Below are 16,030 nucleotides of genomic sequence, written 5' to 3' on the forward strand. Positions count from 1 at the left end.
GATCACCTCCTTAATCGAAGACATCAGCGTCTTCATGAGCATCCACACGAATTGCTTGATTTATATATGTAATGCGATTGGGTCTACACCCAAGTGATAATTGGGTCTGTAGCTCAGTTGGTTAGAGCGCACCCCTGATAAGGGTGAGGTCGGCAGTTCAACTCTGCCCAGACCCACCAATTTTATCTTACCCTGCGTTATTTAAAGCCTCGTTTAGTTTGACTAAACTTCGCCTTTAAATGCCTTGGTTAACATAAAATTCAGTGTATAAACACTGTCAGTTATCAGATGGGGTAACGGTTCTTCAATACGTTGTATTGGGGCCATAGCTCAGCTGGGAGAGCGCCTGCCTTGCACGCAGGAGGTCTGCGGTTCGATCCCGCATGGCTCCACCAATACATTACATGTAACTGTGACGAGAGATCAGAAATGAGTATTTCTTTGCTTGATTGAAATATTGATTTCTGATTTTTTAATCAGAACTGTTCTTTAAAAATTTAGGTATGTGATAGAAGTAAAAAAGACTAATTCATTACTTTCACTGGTAATGATTAGGCTAAGGTAAAATTTGCGAGTTCAAGCGAATTTTCGGCGAAAGTATCAAACCATTCACGACTGACTTTGAATAATCGCTGTGAAGCAGATTGTTTGGGGTTATATGGTCAAGTGAATAAGCGCATACGGCGGATGCCTTGGCAGTCAGAGGCGATGAAAGACGTGATAGCCTGCGATAAGCTTCGGGGAGGTGGCAAATAACCTTTGATCCGGAGATCTCTGAATGGGGAAACCCACCTAACATAAGTTAGGTATCTTGTACTGAATACATAGGTGCAAGAGGCGAACCCGGGGAACTGAAACATCTAAGTACCCGGAGGAAAAGAAATCAATTGAGATTCCCTTAGTAGTGGCGAGCGAACGGGGACCAGCCCTTAAGCTTCTTTAACGTTAGTAAAACACGGTGGGAAACGTGACCATAGTAGGTGATAGTCCTGTATACGAAAACGTTATAGAAGTGAAATCGAGTAGGACGGAGCACGAGAAACTTTGTCTGAATATGGGGGGACCATCCTCCAAGGCTAAATACTACTGACTGACCGATAGTGAACCAGTACCGTGAGGGAAAGGCGAAAAGAACCCCGGAGAGGGGAGTGAAATAGAACCTGAAACCGTATGCGTACAAGCAGTAGGAGCAGACTTTGTTCTGTGACTGCGTACCTTTTGTATAATGGGTCAGCGACTTATATTCAGTGGCAAGCTTAACCGAATAGGGAAGGCGTAGCGAAAGCGAGTCTTAATAGGGCGAATAGTCGCTGGGTATAGACCCGAAACCGGACGATCTATCCATGGGCAGGTTGAAGGTTGGGTAACACTAACTGGAGGACCGAACCCACTAATGTTGAAAAATTAGGGGATGACCTGTGGATCGGAGTGAAAGGCTAATCAAGTCCGGAGATAGCTGGTTCTCCTCGAAAGCTATTTAGGTAGCGCCTCATGTATCACTGCTGGGGGTAGAGCACTGTTTCGGCTAGGGGGTCATCTCGACTTACCAACCCGATGCAAACTCCGAATACCAGCAAGTGCGAGCATGGGAGACACACGGCGGGTGCTAACGTCCGTCGTGGAAAGGGAAACAACCCAGACCGTCAGCTAAGGTCCCAAAGTTATGGTTAAGTGGGAAACGATGTGGGAAGGCTTAGACAGCTAGGAGGTTGGCTTAGAAGCAGCCACCCTTTAAAGAAAGCGTAATAGCTCACTAGTCGAGTCGGCCTGCGCGGAAGATGTAACGGGGCTCAAACCATACACCGAAGCTACGGGTGCACTCTTTTGAGTGTGCGGTAGAGGAGCGTTCTGTAAGCCTGTGAAGGTGAGTTGAGAAGCTTGCTGGAGGTATCAGAAGTGCGAATGCTGACATGAGTAACGATAATGGGAGTGAAAAACTTCCACGCCGAAAGACCAAGGTTTCCTGCGCCACGTTAATCGACGCAGGGTGAGTCGGCCCCTAAGGTGAGACTGAGAAGTGTAATCGATGGGAAACAGGTTAATATTCCTGTACTTCTAACTATTGCGATGGAGAGACGGAGAAGGCTAGGCCAGCGCGGCGTTGGTTGTCCGTGTTTAAGGCAGTAGGCTGAGATCTTAGGCAAATCCGGGATCTTAAGGCCGAGAGCTGATGACGAGTCCTCTTATGAGGATGAAGTGGTTGATGCCATGCTTCCAAGAAAATCTTCTAAGCTTCAGATAGTTAGGAACCGTACCCCAAACCGACACAGGTGGTCGGGTAGAGAATACCAAGGCGCTTGAGAGAACTCGGGTGAAGGAACTAGGCAAAATGGCACCGTAACTTCGGGAGAAGGTGCGCCGGCTAGGGTGAAGGACTTGCTCCGTAAGCTCTGGCTGGTCGAAGATACCAGGCCGCTGCGACTGTTTATTAAAAACACAGGACTCTGCAAACACGAAAGTGGACGTATAGGGTCTGACGCCTGCCCGGTGCCGGAAGGTTAATTGATGGGGTTAGCGCAAGCGAAGCTCTTGATCGAAGCCCCGGTAAACGGCGGCCGTAACTATAACGGTCCTAAGGTAGCGAAATTCCTTGTCGGGTAAGTTCCGACCTGCACGAATGGCGTAACGATGGCGGCGCTGTCTCCACCCGAGACTCAGTGAAATTGAAATCGCTGTGAAGATGCAGTGTATCCGCGGCAAGACGGAAAGACCCCGTGAACCTTTACTATAGCTTTGCACTGGACTTTGAAGTTGTTTGTGTAGGATAGGTGGGAGGCTTTGAAACTGTGACGCCAGTTGCAGTGGAGCCAACCTTGAAATACCACCCTGGCAACTTTGAGGTTCTAACTCAGGTCCGTAAGCCGGATCGAAGACAGTGTATGGTGGGTAGTTTGACTGGGGCGGTCTCCTCCTAAAGAGTAACGGAGGAGTACGAAGGTGCGCTCGGGCCGGTCGGAAATCGGTCTAAGAGTATAAAGGCAAAAGCGCGCTTAACTGCGAGACCAACAAGTCGAGCAGGTACGAAAGTAGGTCTTAGTGATCCGGTGGTTCTGTATGGAAGGGCCATCGCTCAACGGATAAAAGGTACTCCGGGGATAACAGGCTGATACCGCCCAAGAGTTCATATCGACGGCGGTGTTTGGCACCTCGATGTCGGCTCATCACATCCTGGGGCTGAAGCCGGTCCCAAGGGTATGGCTGTTCGCCATTTAAAGTGGTACGCGAGCTGGGTTTAGAACGTCGTGAGACAGTTCGGTCCCTATCTGCCGTGGACGTTTGAGATTTGAGAGGGGCTGCTCCTAGTACGAGAGGACCGGAGTGGACGAACCTCTGGTGTTCCGGTTGTCACGCCAGTGGCATTGCCGGGTAGCTATGTTCGGAAACGATAACCGCTGAAAGCATCTAAGCGGGAAGCGTGCCTCAAGATGAGATCTCACTGGGATCTTGAATCCCCTAAAGGGCCGTCGAAGACTACGACGTTGATAGGTTGGGTGTGTAAGCGCTGTGAGGCGTTGAGCTAACCAATACTAATTGCCCGTGAGGCTTGACCATATAACACCCAAACAATTTGGGTCTGGTTGATACCAAACAAACGAAAATTTAGTTGAACTCAAAACACCGAATCAACTACTATTACATACCTAATTCGAAGGCACGACAAAGCCGAGGCACACCTGCCCAGCCCACAACGGACCTTCTAAAGAATTGCTTGACGACCATAGAGCGTTGGAACCACCTGATCCCTTCCCGAACTCAGTAGTGAAACGATGTATCGCCGATGGTAGTGTGGGGTTTCCCCATGTGAGAGTAGGTCATCGTCAAGCGCCAAACAAAAATCCCCTGTACGCACATCGCGACAGGGGATTTTTTTTGCCTGCCGTTTCTTATGCTTCTAAATGGCCTGCTTCTACTTATATTTATTGCTGTTGATGAGTCAAGTGACTTTGTAATTGAATAACATCAGAGTATGGCCTCTGAAATAGAGGGGTTAATTAGAAATTTGAGGCGAGCTTGCTGAGGTTTTTTATTCGCTTTCTTTTAAAGGGGCTAAAACTGCTGCTATAACGATTTTGTGCTTACCTTCTAAATGCATCAGTGTTCGATGTAGGTACTTGTGAAGAGGTTCTGCTCTGTTCTGGTGGCTCAGGTTGAAGGGTGGATATCATAGTTGCAGTTGAGTCATTGAAAAGCCAAATCAAGGAGGAAATCTTATACTCAGTAGTGCATGATGGGATAGCTTCTCATCCAATTGTGCTAGGCATGATTGCTACAGTAGATATTGGGACCGATGAAAAAACTATTTTTGATTATCTGGTATAACCGCTCAATTATGCCAAAGAGGCACTATGTGAGCGTTAATTACTGAGGCTGGTTTGGGTAATTAATTAAGGCGCTGGCGTTGATGCGTCAGGGCCTTAATTATTTTCAGGGCTTGCAGCGTATTAGTGAATGAAAATATGCTACTTTGCCATATTTATTTATGGCTAAGAATACATATGTTTCAGTTACTGCAGTTACTTAATGATGGTCAGTATCACTCTGGTGAGGCAATTGGTAAGCACCTAGGTATCTCTCGGGCGGCAGTCTGGAAGCGGATTGAAGCACTGGAGCTGAGCATGGGGCTGCCAGTTGAACGCTTGAAAGGTAAAGGCTATCGTCTACCACAGGGGCAATGGCTGCTCGATCAGGCATTGATTGAGCTGGCGGTAGCGATGCCGGTAACGGTGTATCAGAGCACTGACTCCACTAACCAAGCAGCAACCCATTTGCTGGCTAAACAAGCCGCGCCTTTTTTAGTATTGGCCGAGCAGCAAACTGCCGGCCGAGGCCGACGTGGGCGAGACTGGGTAAGTCCGCCGGCGCAAAATATTTATCTCAGTTTAGTGTGGCCTGTGAAACACAGCTTTGCCCAGTTAGAAGGTTTGAGCTTAGTCGTTGGCTTGGCGTTATATCGGGTCTTGAAGCAGCGATTGCCTGAGCTGGAGCTAGGACTTAAGTGGCCTAATGACTTACTGCTCAATGGTAGTAAGTGTGCTGGTATTTTGCTGGAAATCGTTGGTGATCCTTCAGACAAGTGTCATGTCATTATTGGTGTTGGTATTAATGTCAATATGCAGCAGGCTGAGATTGACCAAGCTTGGACTTCATTGCGTGAGGCAGGTCAGCAGTTACTAAATCGCAATCAGCTGGTGCAGCAGTTTATTGTTGAGCTGCAAGGCATGCTTGAGCAGCACTTTAGTCAAGGCTTTAGTGGTTTTCGAGAAGAGTGGCAGCGTGCCAATAGTTGGCAGGGGCAAGCTGTTAGTGTGTCAACCGCCAGTCAAGTGATTCATGGCCAGTTAGCGGGAGTAGCCGATACCGGGGGCTTGATCGTAACGCTAGACAGTGGTGAGCAGCGGGTATTTAGCGGTGGTGAAATCAGTTTGCGGAAACAACATGATTCTTGAGTTAGATTGCGGAAATACACGGGTAAAGTGGCGGCTATTAAATGCAGCCCAGACAGTCGTTGCCCGAGGTAGCCTAACGCCGAAACAGGCGGTTGAAAAAAGTTTGCCGGTAGCTGCTACGCAAATTAGCGCCTGTCGTATGGCGAGCGTGTGGCAAGAACCAGCAGTGGTTGAATATGCTGCAGCTATCGAGCGTTTAGGGATTCCGGTGCATTTGGCAAAATCTACAGCTGAATTAGCCGGAGTAAAAAACAGCTACGTGCACCCTGAGAAGTTAGGAGTTGACCGCTGGTTAGCTGCAGTAGCTGCTCATAGTCAATATCAGAGCCATTGTTTAGTGCTAGATTTTGGCACTGCAGTAACAGCTGATTTTGTCAGTGCCGCAGGCGTATATTTGGGCGGAGTAATTGCCCCAGGACTAGAGTTGATGCGTTCGACACTGATGCAAAAAGCTCAGCGATTGAATGTAGCTCTAGAAGAGCAAGCGCCCAATCTATTATTGCCGCAAACAAGCACTGCAGCAGGTATTGAGGCCGGAGTGCGGCAAATGATGAAGGGGTTCATTGCTCAGCAGTTAAGGGTTGCGGAGCAAACGTTCTTAGCAGAATTTAAGTTAGTGGTGGTAGGCGGTGATGCCGAGTTGCTAGCTGAGCTAGGGTTTGCAGCGATTCAGGCGCCTGACTTAGTGTTTGCAGGTCTCGCACTTGCTTGTCCCTTATCAATCTTGTAGTGATTTGGCGCACAAGCTGGGTCTAAGGCTTGTATATACGTTGGTTATGTATTGGTTTGTGGTTGGTGAATGCGGGGGTATTGTTTTAGTTGGGGAGTAGGTGCAGATTGGTTTGGTAATATGCATTCGTAGTTATTTCCCCAGCAGTTGGTTCAGCTGCATCGTTGCGGCAGCGTTTAGCAAATCTAGATGTAGCACACTGGTTGAGCATTAAGTTGATCAAACGCTAAGTTATCTAGTTTATCTTGCTGAAGAGGATACAGCAGGGGTACTTAAGGGCTATCGTTTGTGGCAAGACAGCCAGCTATGAAGAAGCATTGCGAATCAAGCAGCAGTTGAATCAGCAAGGAGTTGTTAAAACCTTGATTCGTGAGCGGGTCGAGCAGCAGTTATCCTGCTGGCTAAATGTTGATCAAAGAACACGGGCTTTATTGGATGCTGGCCTAGTTTTAGCGCTATTTCATGATTATCCCCAGATGAAACTCGGTCGAGTTATTGAATAATTGCAAAATAATTAAGATTAGGCTTGACAGATGATTGAAGTGAAGGCAATATAGCGCCCTGTAAATCGGAGGGGTTCCCGAGCGGCCAAAGGGATCAGACTGTAAATCTGACGTCTACGACTTCGAAGGTTCGAATCCTTCTCCCTCCACCATTTTCTAGCGAGTTGCAGTTGCGGGTATAGTTTAGTGGTAGAACCTCAGCCTTCCAAGCTGATGATGCGGGTTCGATTCCCGCTACCCGCTCCAAATTGCAAGTTGTTTAAAAGTATAGACGCTCATGTAGCTCAGTTGGTAGAGCACACCCTTGGTAAGGGTGAGGTCAGCGGTTCAACTCCGCTCATGAGCTCCATTCTCATAAAGGCAGATATAACTATATATCTGCCTTTGTGCTATCTAGCTATCTATAAAAGTGCTTTCTGAATACTAAAGGAGCGTATCAATGGCTAAAGAAAAATTCGAACGCAGTAAACCGCACTTAAACGTTGGTACTATTGGTCACGTTGACCACGGTAAAACCACGTTAACAGCTGCATTAACTCGTGTATGTGCTGAAGTTTTCGGTGGCGCAGGCTCTTCTAAGGGCTATGACCAAATCGATAACGCTCCAGAAGAGAAAGCACGTGGTATCACCATTAACACGTCACACGTAGAGTACGATTCTCCGACTCGTCACTACGCGCACGTTGACTGCCCAGGTCACGCCGACTACGTTAAGAACATGATCACTGGTGCTGCTCAGATGGACGGCGCTATTCTGGTTTGTTCAGCGGCTGATGGCCCTATGCCACAGACCCGTGAGCACATCCTGCTGTCACGTCAGGTAGGTGTTCCGTACATCGTTGTGTTCCTGAACAAAGCGGACATGGTTGACGATGAAGAGCTGTTAGAGCTAGTTGAAATGGAAGTGCGTGACCTGCTCAGCACTTACGATTTCCCAGGCGATGACACCCCAATCATCACCGGTTCTGCGTTAATGGCGCTGAACGGCGAAGATGAAAACGGCCTAGGTACTACTGCGGTTAAGACTCTGGTAGAAACTTTAGACGCGTACATCCCAGAGCCAGTACGTGCAATCGATCAGGCGTTCTTGATGCCAATCGAAGACGTATTCTCAATTTCAGGCCGTGGTACTGTAGTAACTGGTCGTGTTGAGCGCGGTATCGTTAAAGTAGGTGAAGAGATCGAGATCGTTGGTCTGAAAGACACCACTAAAACTACTTGTACCGGTGTTGAGATGTTCCGTAAACTGCTCGACGAAGGTCGTGCGGGTGAGAACTGCGGTATCTTACTGCGTGGTACTAAGCGTGAAGACGTTCAGCGTGGTCAAGTACTGGCTAAGCCAGGCACGATCAAGCCGCACACCAAGTTTGAAGCAGAAGTTTATGTTCTGTCTAAAGACGAAGGTGGTCGCCATACTCCGTTCTTCAAAGGCTACCGTCCACAGTTCTACTTCCGTACTACGGACGTAACTGGTAACTGTGAACTGCCAGAAGGCGTAGAAATGGTAATGCCAGGCGATAACGTTAAGCTAGAAGTTACTTTGATCGCGCCGATTGCGATGGAAGAAGGCTTACGCTTTGCAATTCGTGAAGGCGGTCGTACCGTAGGTGCGGGCGTTGTTGCGAAAATTATTGCTTAAGTAGTTGCTAATACTAGATTAGGTCTGTATCATGCGTGACCTAATCTAGCTACAGGCCACTAGCTCAATTGGCAGAGCGACGGTCTCCAAAACCGTAGGTTGGGGGTTCGATTCCCTCGTGGCCTGCCACTTTAACTCTAAAGTGGCTTTTTGAAACGGGATTCTGATTCATGAATGCAAAAGTTGAAGCTCAAGAACCCCGCTCCGATCTTATAAAGTGGATTGTTGTTGCGCTTCTGGTTGCAGTGGGAGTGGTAGGCAATTACTACTTTTCCGGAGAATCTGTTTTTTATCGTGCGATTGGTCTCGTTGTCTTAGCAGTTGCTGCTGGTTATGTGGCGCTTCAGACTGCAAAAGGACGTGCATTTGCCAAGTTGGCAAAAGAGTCGCGAGCAGAGATCCGTAGAGTTGTCTGGCCCACACGTCAAGAAACCACGCAAACTACTTTGATTGTAGTGGCTGTCGTATTAATTATGGCGCTGATCCTTTGGGGTATTGATACCTTTATTGGCTTCATCGTCTCGAAGATTCTAGGGTAGGTGCTCAGTGTCTAAAAGATGGTACGTTGTGCATGCCTACTCTGGTTATGAGAAGCATGTAATGCGCTCGTTGGCGGAGCGAATTGCTCTGCATGGCATGGAAGATCAGTTCGGTGAGATTTTGGTTCCTACCGAAGAAGTGGTCGAAATGCGTAATGGCCAGCGTCGCAAAAGTGAGCAAAAGTTCTTTCCAGGTTATGTCTTAGTACAGATGGAAATGAGCGAAGCGGCATGGCACTTAGTTAAAAGTACGCCACGAGTAATGGGTTTTATTGGTGGGACAGCTGATCGTCCTGCACCTATTACTGAGCGCGAGGCAGAAGCAATTTTGCGTCGAGTGGCAGACAGTGGTGACAAGCCAAGACCGAAAACATTGTTTGAGCCAGGTGAAACGGTACGTGTTAACGAAGGTCCGTTTGCTGACTTTAATGGTGTGGTTGAAGTGGTTAACTACGAGAAGAACCGCTTGCAGGTGGCAGTGTCTATTTTTGGACGCTCAACCCCAGTAGAGCTTGAGTTCTCTCAAGTAGAAAAAGTTTAGTAAAAAAGCACAGTATCCTACTGTGCTTTTGCTGTTTCGGCAGCGTATTAATAGGGGAGCCGTAAGGCGATCACCCATCTGGAGTAAAACATGGCAAAGAAAATTCAAGCTTATATTAAGCTTCAAGTAAAAGCGGGCCAAGCAAACCCGTCACCACCAGTTGGTCCTGCACTGGGTCAGCACGGTGTAAACATCATGGAATTCTGTAAAGCATTCAACGCTAAAACACAAAGCATGGAGCCAGGTTTACCGGTTCCTGTGATTATCACTGTGTACAGCGACCGTAGCTTTACTTTTGAAACTAAAAGTACTCCAGCTGCATTCTTATTGAAGAAAGCCGCAGGCGTTAACGCCGGTTCTGCGCGTCCAAACACTCAGAAAGTGGGTACTGTAACGCGTGCACAATTAGAAGAAATTGCTAAAGCTAAAGATGCTGACTTAACCGCAGCCGACTTAGAAGCAGCAGTTCGTACCATCGCTGGCTCTGCGCGCAGCATGGGTCTAAATGTGGAGGGCGTATAATGTCTAAAGTAACTAAGCGCCAAAAGGCCATTGCGGAAAAAGTAGAAGCGGGCAAAGTGTACGCGTTCGAAGATGCAGCCGCATTATTAGCTGAATTATCCACCGTTAAGTTTAAAGAGTCAGTTGACGTTGCGGTTAACCTAGGCGTTGATCCACGTAAATCAGACCAAGTAGTACGTGGTGCTACCGTATTACCAAATGGTACCGGTAAGACTGTACGTGTTGCTGTATTCACTCAAGGCCCAGCTGCTGAAGCGGCATTAGCTGCAGGCGCTGACAAAGTGGGTATGGAAGATCTCGCTGAAGAAATGAAAGCGGGCGACTTAAACTACGACGTAGTTATTGCCTCACCTGACGCTATGCGTGTTGTGGGTCAATTAGGTCAAGTATTAGGTCCACGTGGCTTAATGCCTAACCCGAAAGTGGGTACCGTGACTCCAGACGTAGCGACTGCAGTGCAGAATGCTAAGTCCGGTCAGGCGCGTTTCCGTACCGACAAAAACGGTATTATCCACGCAGCGATTGGTCAAATTGATTTTGAACCAGCAAAATTAAAGCAGAACGCAGAAGCATTATTAAATGAACTGCGTCGCTTAAAGCCAGCAAGTTCCAAAGGTATCTACATCAAGCGTATTACGCTGAGCAGTACTATGGGACCTGGTTTAATCATTGATGCGGCTTCTTTGTCCGATAAGTGATTTAACAATTTGGGGTCCCTGCTTAGCGGGGGCCGTCCAAGACCGTAGGTGGCATGCCTTAATAGTTAAGCCTACGTAGATGGTGCTCCCGGTTCCTTGAGAATCAGACACCAAACGCGCTCAAAGTAATTTGAGCATAAAGGTAATAAGCAGGAGTTAAACCCGTGGCAATTAGACTCGAAGACAAGAAAGCCATCGTCGCTGAAGTCAATGAGGCTGCTAAAGGTGCTCTGTCCGCTGTTGTGGCTGATGCCCGTGGCGTGACCGTTGGTGCAATGACTCAACTGCGTAAAGAAGCTCGTGAAGCCGGTGTTTATGTGCGTGTAGTACGTAACACTTTACTGCGTCGTGCAGTAGAAGGAACGGAGTACACCGTTCTGGCTGAGACCTTTACCGGTCCTACCTTGATTGCTTTCTCTAACGAACATCCGGGCGCAGCTGCTCGTATTTTCAAAGAGTTCGCTAAAGGTCAAGACAAGTTTGAGATCAAAGGCGCCGCGTTTGAAGGCAACTTTATCGCAGCTACCCAGATTGATGTGTTGGCAACTTTACCAACTTACGACGAAGCTATCTCCAAGCTGATGAGCGTTATTCAAGGCGCTACCAGCAAGCTGGCTCGTACTCTGGCGGCAGTTCGCGACCAAAAAGAAGCAGAAGCGGCATAAGCCTAACTGCACTTTTTGTAAATTATTTTTTGATTTTGATGGCGTTAAAGCGCTATCCCTACTATAGGAAGATAGAGTCATGGCTCTTACTAACGAAGATATCCTAAATGCAATCTCTGAAATGTCAGTGATGCAAGTTGTTGAACTGATCGAAGCAATGGAAGAGAAGTTCGGCGTAACTGCAGCAGCAGCTGTAGCAGCTGGCCCAGCGGCTGGTGGTGCTGAAGCAGCAGCAGAGCAAACTGAGTTCACCATCATGCTGTTAGAAGCAGGTGACAAGAAAGTTAACGTTATTAAAGCAGTACGTGAAATCACTGGTTTAGGCTTGAAAGAAGCTAAAGCAGTAGTTGACGGTGCTCCAGCTGCAGTTAAAGAAGACGTTGCTAAAGAAGAAGCTGAAGCAGCTAAAAAAGCGCTTGAAGAAGCGGGCGCTAAAGTCGAACTTAAGTAATTTCGACTTTGCGTTACAGCCAGCTCTTCGCAAGGCTGATGGCTGGTGGCAATTGCCACCGGCCTTTTTCCGTTCTAAAAGCTTAAAGCAAGTTAGACGGCTCCACCCCGTTGAGGGTGAGCAAACGAGTGGTTTTGCACGATTTTCTGGTTACTCACGTCGAGTAATCAATAAGCAGGTGACCAAGCTGGGGAACGCTAATGGCTTACTCATATACTGAGAAAAAACGTATCCGCAAGGACTTTAGCAAGCTGCAAAATGTCATGGATGTGCCTTATTTGCTGGCAATCCAATTAGACTCTTATCGCGAATTTTTGCAGGCAGGCGTGAGCAAGGAGCAGTTCCGCGACATTGGCCTACATGCGGCCTTTAAGTCTGTATTTCCAATCATGAGCTACTCGGGCAACGCGGCCCTTGAGTATGTTGGCTACCGTTTAGGTGAGCCAGCTTTTGATGTTAAAGAATGCTCTTTACGTGGCGTGACCTATGCGGCACCGCTACGGGTAAAAGTGCGCTTAATTATTTTTGATCGCGAATCAGCAAACAAAGCGATTAAAGACATTAAAGAGCAAGAAGTGTATATGGGGGAGATCCCCTTGATGACCGAAAACGGTACCTTTGTAATTAATGGTACTGAACGGGTTATCGTTTCTCAGTTACACCGGTCACCGGGCGTTTTCTATGATCATGACCGTGGTAAAACCCATAGCTCAGGTAAACTTCTTTATTCGGCACGAGTTATTCCTTACCGTGGTTCATGGTTAGACTTTGAGTTTGATGCAAAAGACTGCGTGTTCGTACGTATCGACCGTCGTCGTAAATTACCTGCATCGGTATTGCTGCGTGCTATTGGCTATAGTACGGAAGAAATCCTAGAAATTTTCTATGACACCAACGTATTCCATCTGTCGGCAGATGAAGGCTTTAACCTTGAGTTAGTGCCGGCCCGTTTACGTGGTGAAATTGCGGCCTTTGATATTAAAGACGATAAAGACCAGGTAGTGGTTGAGCAGGGTCGTCGTATCACCGCGCGCCATATTAAACAGTTAGAAGCTGCAGGCATTAATAAGCTAGCAGTACCTGTTGAGTATGTGGTTGGCTTTACTACAGCAAAAGCTGTGATTCATCCAGCAACGGGTGAAATTTTAGTTGAGTGCAACACCGAGTTAACCCTTGAGCTGCTAGCAAAAATTGCTCAGGCCGGTGTGGTGCGAATTGAAACCTTGTACACCAACGAAATCGACTGTGGTCCATTCATTTCAGATACCCTGAAAATTGATACCACCAGCAATGAGTTGGAAGCACTGGTAGAAATCTACCGCATGATGCGCCCAGGCGAGCCGCCAACTAAAGAAGCTGCAGAAAACCTATTCAACAACTTGTTCTTTAGCTCTGAGCGTTATGACCTTTCAGCAGTTGGACGGATGAAGTTCAACCGTCGTATTGGCCGCGAAGAAATCGTTGGCGAAGGCGTGCTCAGCAAAGAAGACATCGTTGATGTATTAAAAACCTTAGTGGATATTCGTAACGGTAAAGGTATCGTTGATGATATCGACCACTTAGGTAACCGTCGTGTGCGCTGTGTAGGTGAGATGGCCGAAAACCAATTCCGTGTTGGTTTAGTGCGTGTCGAGCGTGCTGTTAAAGAGCGCTTATCGATGGCTGAAAGCGAAGGCTTAATGCCCCAAGACTTAATTAACGCTAAGCCGGTAGCGGCTGCGGTTAAAGAGTTCTTTGGTTCAAGCCAGCTGTCACAGTTTATGGACCAAAACAACCCGCTGTCAGAAATTACCCACAAACGTCGTGTGTCGGCGCTTGGCCCAGGTGGTCTGACCCGTGAGCGTGCAGGCTTTGAAGTGCGCGACGTACACCCAACCCACTACGGTCGTGTGTGTCCGGTAGAAACGCCGGAAGGTCCAAACATTGGTCTGATTAACTCGCTAGCAACCTATGCCCACACTAACGAATATGGCTTCTTAGAAAGTCCATATCGCATCGTTAAAGAAGGCCAGGTAACCGACGAAATCGTCTTTTTGTCAGCGATTGAAGAAACAGATCACGTCATTGCCCAGGCTTCTGCGGCAATGAACGAAGAAGGTCGTTTAACGGAAGAGTTAGTTACTGTTCGTCACATGAACGAGTTTACGGTGAAAGATCCTAGCGAAGTGACGCTAATGGACGTTTCGCCTAAGCAAGTGGTGTCAGTCGCTGCTTCTTTGATTCCATTCCTTGAGCACGACGATGCTAACCGGGCACTCATGGGTTCGAACATGCAACGTCAGGCAGTTCCAACTCTGCGCGCCGATAAGCCGCTGGTGGGAACCGGAATGGAGCGTAACGTAGCGCGCGACTCGGGTGTGTGTGAAGTTGCCCGCCGTGGTGGGGTGATTGAGTCAGTTGACGCCAGCCGGATTGTGGTTCGGGTCAATGATGATGAAGTTGAAGCCGGTGAAGCAGGGGTAGATATCTACAACCTGACCAAATACACCCGCTCTAACCAAAATACCTGTATTAACCAGCGCCCGTTAGTGAGCAAAGGTGATCAGGTGCAACGTGGCGATATTATGGCCGATGGTCCTTCCACCGATATGGGTGAGTTGGCACTGGGTCAGAATATGCGCGTGGCCTTTATGCCGTGGAATGGTTACAACTTCGAAGACTCCATCCTCCTTTCTGAGCGTGTGGTACAAGAAGACCGTTACACCACCATCCATATTCAAGAGCTGACCTGTATCTCCCGTGATACCAAGTTAGGTGTGGAAGAAATCACCTCGGATATTCCGAACGTGGGTGAAGCTGCACTGAATAAGCTGGATGAAGCCGGTATTGTGTACGTCGGTGCTGAAGTTGAAGCCGGTGATATTCTGGTGGGTAAAGTTACACCTAAAGGTGAGACCCAATTAACCCCAGAAGAAAAACTGCTCCGTGCCATCTTTGGTGAAAAAGCCAGTGAAGTAAAAGACACTTCATTGCGAGTGCCGACCGGTACTAAAGGTACAGTGATTGACGTTCAAGTATTTACCCGTGATGGGGTTGAGCGTGACTCACGGGCGATCGAAATTGAAAATGCCCAGCTTGATGAGATCCGTAAAGATCTGAAAGAAGAGTTCCGTATTGTTGAGCAGGCCACCTTCGAGCGTTTACGCAGCCACTTAGTGGGCGCTAAAGCCGATGGCGGTGCGGGTGTGAAAAAAGGCACCGAGCTTAGCGACGAAATTTTAGATGGTATCGAGCACAGCAACTGGTTCAAGTTGCGCATGATTGACGACGAGCTGAATGAGCAACTGGAAAAAGCCCATGCTTACTTAGTTGATCGCCGTAAATTACTGGATGAGCGTTTTGAAGATAAAAAACGCAAGTTACAACAGGGCGATGACCTCGCTCCTGGTGTACAGAAAGTAGTGAAGGTGTACTTAGCAATTCGTCGTCGCATTCAGCCAGGCGACAAGATGGCCGGTCGTCACGGTAACAAAGGTGTGGTCTCAGTCATTATGCCGGTAGAAGATATGCCGCACGATGAGAATGGCGTACCGGTTGATATCGTGTTGAACCCGCTGGGTGTACCGTCGCGGATGAACGTCGGACAGATTTTAGAAACGCACTTAGGTTTAGCCGCCCATGGTTTAGGCGTCAAGATCAACCGTATGCTTGAAGAGCAGCGCGAGATTGCAGAAATGCGTGACTTCCTGGATCAGGTCTATAACAAAGTGGGTGGCTCGGTGGAAGATCGCGTCGACCTTAATCAGTTGAGCGATAAAGAAATCGTTGATTTGGCGAAAAACCTACGCGCTGGTGTGCCTATGGCAACCCCAGTGTTTGATGGTGCTGAAGAGCCTGAAATCAAAGCTATGTTGCGTTTAGCCGATTTACCCGATAGCGGTCAAATGCGCTTATTTGACGGCCGTACAGGTAATGCCTTCGATCGTCCGGTAACTGTCGGTTACATGTACATGCTCAAACTCAACCACTTAGTGGATGACAAGATGCACGCACGTTCAACGGGCTCGTACAGCTTGGTTACTCAGCAGCCGCTGGGTGGTAAGGCACAGTTCGGTGGCCAGCGATTCGGTGAGATGGAGGTGTGGGCACTTGAAGCATACGGTGCAGCATACACACTTCAAGAAATGCTCACAGTTAAGTCGGATGACGTAAACGGCCGTACCAAAATGTATAAAAACATTGTGGATGGCGATCACCGTATGGAGCCTGGCATGCCAGAGTCCTTCAACGTACTGATCAAAGAAATCCGCTCGCTCGGTATTGATATTGAGCTAGAAACCGAATAATACCTGCGC

General features: G+C 48.0%; 11 protein-coding genes, 6 tRNA genes and 3 rRNA genes (1 of these 20 running past the window's edge). All 20 read left to right on the plus strand.

The annotated features are described in order from the left end of the window. Positions 1-13 (plus strand): 16S ribosomal RNA (locus AKN87_RS09870); it begins 1,533 nt to the left of the window's first position. 89 nt (positions 14-102) lie between these two features. Further along, positions 103-179: transfer RNA gene (locus AKN87_RS09875), tRNA-Ile, on the plus strand. Between the two features lie 140 nt (positions 180-319). After that, a tRNA-Ala gene (locus tag AKN87_RS09880) sits at positions 320-395 on the plus strand. A 265-nt stretch (positions 396-660) separates the two neighbouring features. Further along, positions 661-3,552: ribosomal RNA gene (locus AKN87_RS09885) — 23S ribosomal RNA — on the plus strand. A gap of 156 nt (positions 3,553-3,708) precedes the next feature. Then, positions 3,709-3,824: ribosomal RNA gene (gene rrf / locus AKN87_RS09890) — 5S ribosomal RNA — on the plus strand. Together the 16S, 23S and 5S rRNA genes with 2 tRNA genes alongside form the textbook arrangement of a ribosomal RNA operon. A 672-nt stretch (positions 3,825-4,496) precedes the next feature. Further along, on the plus strand, positions 4,497-5,447 hold the full coding sequence (birA, locus tag AKN87_RS09895; RefSeq protein WP_053103332.1) for a bifunctional biotin--[acetyl-CoA-carboxylase] ligase/biotin operon repressor BirA: 951 nt from the start codon (positions 4,497-4,499) through the stop codon (positions 5,445-5,447). Beyond that, positions 5,437-6,177, plus strand: a complete 741-nt coding sequence (locus AKN87_RS09900) for a type III pantothenate kinase (RefSeq protein WP_053103333.1) — start codon at positions 5,437-5,439, stop codon at positions 6,175-6,177. Before birA ends, AKN87_RS09900 begins: the two co-directional genes overlap by 11 nt. Before the next feature lie 317 nt (positions 6,178-6,494). After that, positions 6,495-6,680, plus strand: coding sequence for a hypothetical protein (locus tag AKN87_RS09905; protein ID WP_053103334.1), 186 nt, complete (start codon positions 6,495-6,497; stop codon positions 6,678-6,680). Between the two features lie 67 nt (positions 6,681-6,747). Further along, positions 6,748-6,832: transfer RNA gene (locus AKN87_RS09910), tRNA-Tyr, on the plus strand. Positions 6,833-6,852: 20 nt separating this feature from the next. Further along, positions 6,853-6,926, plus strand: a tRNA-Gly gene (locus AKN87_RS09915). Between the two features lie 27 nt (positions 6,927-6,953). Beyond that, positions 6,954-7,029, plus strand: a tRNA-Thr gene (locus tag AKN87_RS09920). A 90-nt stretch (positions 7,030-7,119) separates the two neighbouring features. Then, the gene (tuf, locus tag AKN87_RS09925; protein WP_053103335.1) at positions 7,120-8,319 is read left to right on the plus strand and encodes an elongation factor Tu; all 1,200 of its coding nucleotides are present in this window, start codon (positions 7,120-7,122) and stop codon (positions 8,317-8,319) included. Positions 8,320-8,372: 53 nt separating this feature from the next. Beyond that, positions 8,373-8,448: transfer RNA gene (locus AKN87_RS09930), tRNA-Trp, on the plus strand. Between the two features lie 41 nt (positions 8,449-8,489). Continuing rightward, on the plus strand, positions 8,490-8,858 hold the full coding sequence (secE, locus tag AKN87_RS09935) for a preprotein translocase subunit SecE (RefSeq protein ID WP_053100961.1): 369 nt from the start codon (positions 8,490-8,492) through the stop codon (positions 8,856-8,858). 7 nt (positions 8,859-8,865) lie between these two features. Continuing rightward, positions 8,866-9,399 carry a transcription termination/antitermination protein NusG gene (nusG, locus tag AKN87_RS09940; RefSeq protein WP_053100962.1) on the plus strand — a complete coding sequence of 178 codons (534 nt, stop codon included), beginning with the start codon at positions 8,866-8,868 and terminating at the stop codon, positions 9,397-9,399. 90 nt (positions 9,400-9,489) lie between these two features. Further along, positions 9,490-9,921 (plus strand): 50S ribosomal protein L11, encoded by a 432-nt coding sequence (gene rplK / locus AKN87_RS09945; protein WP_053100963.1) that lies wholly within the window; start codon positions 9,490-9,492, stop codon positions 9,919-9,921. Further along, positions 9,921-10,619: a 50S ribosomal protein L1 gene (gene rplA, locus AKN87_RS09950; protein ID WP_053100964.1), complete on the plus strand. Its 699-nt coding sequence runs from the start codon at positions 9,921-9,923 to the stop codon at positions 10,617-10,619. Before rplK ends, rplA begins: the two co-directional genes overlap by 1 nt. A 164-nt stretch (positions 10,620-10,783) precedes the next feature. Beyond that, positions 10,784-11,284: a 50S ribosomal protein L10 gene (rplJ, locus tag AKN87_RS09955; protein WP_053100965.1), complete on the plus strand. Its 501-nt coding sequence runs from the start codon at positions 10,784-10,786 to the stop codon at positions 11,282-11,284. A 79-nt stretch (positions 11,285-11,363) separates the two neighbouring features. Continuing rightward, positions 11,364-11,735: a 50S ribosomal protein L7/L12 gene (rplL, locus tag AKN87_RS09960; protein ID WP_053100966.1), complete on the plus strand. Its 372-nt coding sequence runs from the start codon at positions 11,364-11,366 to the stop codon at positions 11,733-11,735. A 200-nt stretch (positions 11,736-11,935) separates the two neighbouring features. Beyond that, positions 11,936-16,021 (plus strand): DNA-directed RNA polymerase subunit beta, encoded by a 4,086-nt coding sequence (rpoB, locus tag AKN87_RS09965; RefSeq protein ID WP_053103336.1) that lies wholly within the window; start codon positions 11,936-11,938, stop codon positions 16,019-16,021. The last annotated feature ends 9 nt before the right edge of the window (positions 16,022-16,030 follow it).

It is taken from the genome of Thiopseudomonas alkaliphila (genome assembly GCF_001267175.1).
GTDB lineage: Bacteria > Pseudomonadota > Gammaproteobacteria > Pseudomonadales > Pseudomonadaceae > Oblitimonas > Oblitimonas alkaliphila.

Coding starts and splice junctions, on each gene's coding strand:
- AKN87_RS09900 (WP_053103333.1), top strand. CDS start 5,437: ATGATTCTTGAGTTAGATTGCGGAAATACACGGGTAAAGTGGCGGCTA.
- rpoB (WP_053103336.1), top strand. CDS start 11,936: ATGGCTTACTCATATACTGAGAAAAAACGTATCCGCAAGGACTTTAGC.
- rplA (WP_053100964.1), top strand. CDS start 9,921: ATGTCTAAAGTAACTAAGCGCCAAAAGGCCATTGCGGAAAAAGTAGAA.
- birA (WP_053103332.1), top strand. CDS start 4,497: ATGTTTCAGTTACTGCAGTTACTTAATGATGGTCAGTATCACTCTGGT.
- rplL (WP_053100966.1), top strand. CDS start 11,364: ATGGCTCTTACTAACGAAGATATCCTAAATGCAATCTCTGAAATGTCA.
- tuf (WP_053103335.1), top strand. CDS start 7,120: ATGGCTAAAGAAAAATTCGAACGCAGTAAACCGCACTTAAACGTTGGT.
- rplK (WP_053100963.1), top strand. CDS start 9,490: ATGGCAAAGAAAATTCAAGCTTATATTAAGCTTCAAGTAAAAGCGGGC.
- secE (WP_053100961.1), top strand. CDS start 8,490: ATGAATGCAAAAGTTGAAGCTCAAGAACCCCGCTCCGATCTTATAAAG.